The sequence below is a fragment of the Holospora undulata HU1 genome, from assembly GCF_000388175.3.
GTDB classification, from domain to species: domain Bacteria; phylum Pseudomonadota; class Alphaproteobacteria; order Holosporales; family Holosporaceae; genus Holospora; species Holospora undulata_A.
The window spans coordinates 1-3,942 of the sequence record NZ_ARPM03000036.1 but is presented as its reverse complement, the minus strand read 5'-3'; the positions used below and the strand labels follow the sequence as shown (position 1 = coordinate 3,942).

The window sequence follows — 3,942 nt, the reverse complement described above, 5'->3', positions numbered from 1 at the left end:
GAAGAATAAAAAGCAGAGACAGAAAAAAGCTTTAGAAGATTAACCGGGGTCAAAAAGTCAACTTTTGAGAAAATGGCCCAGATCTGAAGGTGAGCAAAAATCTAAGAACCTGTATTCATGAATAAAAAAGTGTGATATAAAAGGCTTGAAGGAGTGGAAGAAGAATTATCCAAGCGATATAAAAGAGAAAGAGTAGGAAGTAATAAAGTATCATTTTGATAGCGGCAATTACGACAATAAAAGCAAATACAACAAAAAAGAGGGGGTTAATGCAGTGTTTTATATAATCAAGAGCGATTGTCAATGGACGGTACATTGTTTTATAGACGATATAGGATTAAGGGTGTATGGGAAAAAGTGATGCATGAACTTATTAAGACAAGCCGAATTAAGTATGAAAGGAGAAAGAATCCCAGCTATAGCATTGTTAAAACTAGTGTTAAACCCACAGGAGCCTCAGAAAAAATAGGTATAGATGGGGGGAAAAAAGATACGTAAACGGCATAGTAGTGTTGATAGGCAAGGTAATCTGCTCCATATCACGGTTCATAAGGCCAATGACACAGGTGCTGGGTGCAGAGTTTTTGAGGAAGCTTTGCAAAAATATCCTAAATTAAAGGGAGTTTGTGCAGATGCTGGATATGGAAAACCCATGGAGGAATTTGTGAGAACTATATCGAATAAATACTATAGCAATCTCAGAGCACATATCTCAAGAATGGGCCATGCTTGCTAAAGCGTTGGATTATCGAAAGAACATTTAGCATTGCTAAATTATTTGCGAAGGGTATCTAAAGATTATGAAATTGCCATAGCGACTGCTGGAAACATGATCATGATAGCCCATTCCATGATCCTATTAAGAAGGTTAGCTGAATCATGAATACAGGTTCTTACTCTTTTGCACTAATTCAGATTTTCAGCACAGATAAAATATTTTATAACTCAAATAAATACTTTTGTTTGAAAGAACAAAATACATTATTTCAAAACCTCACAGCTGAATTCCCAAGATGGAACACAAAGCGGAACAAAAAAGTATTGCCTTTTTATCGCTTTTTCTAAATTTTCTGCTATCAATGCAGAATTTAAAGGAAAGACAATATCTTCTTTTAATAAAGAGCGTGTTGCATCTATTAATGCGATATGGCCATTTTCCTCTTCAACAAAAGAAATAGAATGACTAGGTATTAAATTTGCTCCAAAAAATAACGGATTAAAATTTACAACTATTCCGTTTTTTTTACTAAAAATATCTTCATTATTTGATTCTTGAAATTGCTCAATAACACCGGAAGAACTCTCTTTTTTATTGAGATTTTTTATATATTGAAAAATATGAGTTGCTATCGGCATTAGCCATTTTGTTCCAAAACAAAGCTTTCTACGCACTTCTCTAAAATTTTCTTGAAAATCATTCCTAAGTTGGACAAATCGGTTCGGAGAAACAAATTTAACTCCATTTTGTTCATTGGCTAAATTTTGTATAAAATTAAATAATACTGGTAAATCATCTGGAGATAGATCTTTTATGAGAAGGTTTGCTTCTGTCATTGTTTTTTCATATCCGTGTACAACTGAATATTTTGAAAATGCTGAGGAATATCCAAAAAACTCAGAAAATTGGTAACTCATTTTATTCAAAAAAGGCATAGAAACCACCATAATCCCGTTTAATGAATCGGAATGTTTTCTTAGGTACTTTGAGTAAATCCACGATAACCTTGAGGAGAGTTTTCTATCTTCTTTTTTTTGATCTAACAAGCTACTAAGTTCTGATCTAAAATACACTTGATTTCTTTCATGTACTAACTTTTTAAATTCTTCATGTTTTTCAAGTACCGATTCATAATGGCTCTTTATTTTTGAGCAAAAAGTCTTGCTTTTTAATACGTTTATTTTTTCTCCTAATCTAGCGCAACGGTTTTCTATCTCTGGCATTATAAAAAATGGATCCATAAAAGACTGTTCGTTTACGCATTGAAAATTTTCCGAACATAAAACTCCCTCAAGAAAAGAGATCTCTTTATCTGCCGTATCCTTCACTTTGTCTAAAAAAAACTTAAAATCAACGGGCTTTACAGAATTTACAAGGCTTTTTCCTGAAGTGAACTCTTGCAAAGACTCAGAAAAATTTTTTAAGGATTTTTCTTCTTCGTTATTCGAAAAAGCAAGAGATAAATAAGCCCCTTCCACAACAGAAAGAAGAAAAATAAAGATTTTTTTCACAAATATTTATCAGCTTATCAATTTAACGTTTTAAATTATACACATGTTCGTCAGTAAAAACAATATTTACTCGTAAAATTTACTCGTAAAATCTTAAAGATTTTTTTATGGAATACCAGAATATTTTAAAAATAAGATAATAGTGATCTATTTTTCTTATGTGAATTTTATGCTTTTTATCCCCATCTGTTTAGTCAAGTCTTTTTATTCTGATATTTTTTATATTCTTTTTCCGATAAGAGAACTTGAAGCTTTTAACTAAAGATCTTTTTTGTTAGAACTGGTAAAGAAATTCTTTTAAAAGTCTCTAAAAATGATTGTATGTAAATTTTGTGAATGTTCGGAGTGTTTTAAAATCGGTTTTGTTCGATGGATTCAGCGGTACAAATGTAAAAAATGTGAAAAAAATTTCACGAGGTGTGCCTGAGAAAGACAAGCTGAACGCCCTCGTTTTATACGCAAGCGGCCTGTCAATGAACTGAATTGCCCTACGTTTTGGTGTCAGCGCGACCTCTGTTTTGAAGTGGGCGGGCACCTTAGGATCAAGTCTATGCGCAAAACGTATTTTGTTTTATCTTAGCCCAGATAAAGCCAAAGCAATATCTTTTGAAGAAGAAAATATTAAAAAAATTAGATCAGTATTTTCTACAGTTAGAGCTCTTTTTGATCAGACCAGAAAAAATTCAGCACAAGATTCAGAAGTCTCTCTATCTGAAATAGAAATTAAAGATAGCTTTACAAATAAGAAAAAAATAGTAGCTGAGGTTTTTAACGCTATGTTAAAAATCATTTCTCAAAAAAGTATCACAGCTGATAAAAAAATAGAACACATTAAGAATTTTGCAAAAAATACTACGTATATATCAAATCCAGAAAGGATCCCCAATCTCAAAAGAATTGAGCTATCTCCAGAAAACAAAGGTATTGTCATGGAAGTCGATGAATTTTGGCATTATTCAAAAAAAAGAAAAAAAATTTGGATTTTTAAAGCTTGGATTTTTAAATCCTATGATCGTGCTGGAAAACGGCTCTTCGATTGGAAATTTTGCGATCACTCGCATCAAACATTCAAACGACTTTTTGAACGATTAAAAAAATAGAAAATTTTATTTTATTGCGCAGATCGTTGGGCAGATTTTAATAAAATTATTCCAAGCAACCGCCTCTTTCAGGGGCAAGATAAAACCTTTTCCATTGAACCAAATAATGCTCGACACCGCCATTGGTTTTCAAGATTTCGCCCCCCCCTTGCAAACACGCGATCACTTGAAATGCTAGAGGGAACACTGCTTATTTTTGCGGTACTTCATATTAATAAAACTTTGGAAATTAATCATGCTATCTTTGGTTAAAAGCTTCTGAAAAAGTAGCCGCTAGATTTTGCATATATAAATCAGCAATAGTGAGATGGAGCAAAACTCTTGAAGGAGTAAACAAAAAAAATAAATCACGGACAAAATTAGACAAAGAGAAATTATACAAAAGAATTTCCAGACAGGTACTATGAAAGGGCTAAGAGGTTAAAAATCAGTGCTTCTGGTATAAGATATGCAAAACAGCGTTTAGGAGAGACATATAAAAAAACTCTCAATCATCCGATCCAGAGAAAAGGTCTGTGTTTTGCCAAAAAATTAAAGAATTGAAAAAGGAATATAAGCAGATAGGTTAGTGATGAAAATGGTTTTGTTCATGATATGCCAAGAACGCATGGGT

The 3,942-nt window shown here is 32.5% G+C and carries 4 protein-coding genes; 3 read left to right on the top strand and 1 reads right to left on the bottom strand.

Annotation, left to right across the window (positions count from 1 at the left end; genetic code table 11):
* The first annotated feature begins 475 nt into the window (after positions 1–475).
* A complete protein-coding gene (locus K737_RS06605; protein WP_024161308.1) occupies positions 476–736 on the top strand; it encodes a hypothetical protein in 261 nt (86 codons plus the stop codon).
* Positions 737–981: 245 nt separating this feature from the next.
* On the opposite strand, the gene K737_RS00440 is transcribed toward K737_RS06605, so the two are convergent.
* On the bottom strand, positions 982–2,229 hold the full coding sequence (locus K737_RS00440) for a hypothetical protein (protein ID WP_006294338.1): 1,248 nt from the start codon (positions 2,227–2,229) through the stop codon (positions 982–984).
* A gap of 332 nt (positions 2,230–2,561) precedes the next feature.
* Between K737_RS00440 and K737_RS09145 the strand changes: the two genes are divergently transcribed.
* Together K737_RS09145 and K737_RS10790 are read left to right on the top strand one after the other, a co-directional pair.
* Positions 2,562–2,711 carry a helix-turn-helix domain-containing protein gene (locus K737_RS09145; RefSeq protein WP_152531002.1) on the top strand — a complete coding sequence of 50 codons (150 nt, stop codon included), beginning with the start codon at positions 2,562–2,564 and terminating at the stop codon, positions 2,709–2,711.
* A gap of 36 nt (positions 2,712–2,747) precedes the next feature.
* Positions 2,748–3,329: an IS1 transposase gene (locus K737_RS10790; protein WP_024161307.1), complete on the top strand. Its 582-nt coding sequence runs from the start codon at positions 2,748–2,750 to the stop codon at positions 3,327–3,329.
* Positions 3,330–3,942: the final 613 nt, after the last annotated feature.

Excerpts from the sequence above, each read along its gene's own strand:
- K737_RS06605 (WP_024161308.1), top strand. The coding sequence starts at position 476 with ATGGGGGGAAAAAAGATACGTAAACGGCATAGTAGTGTTGATAGGCAA.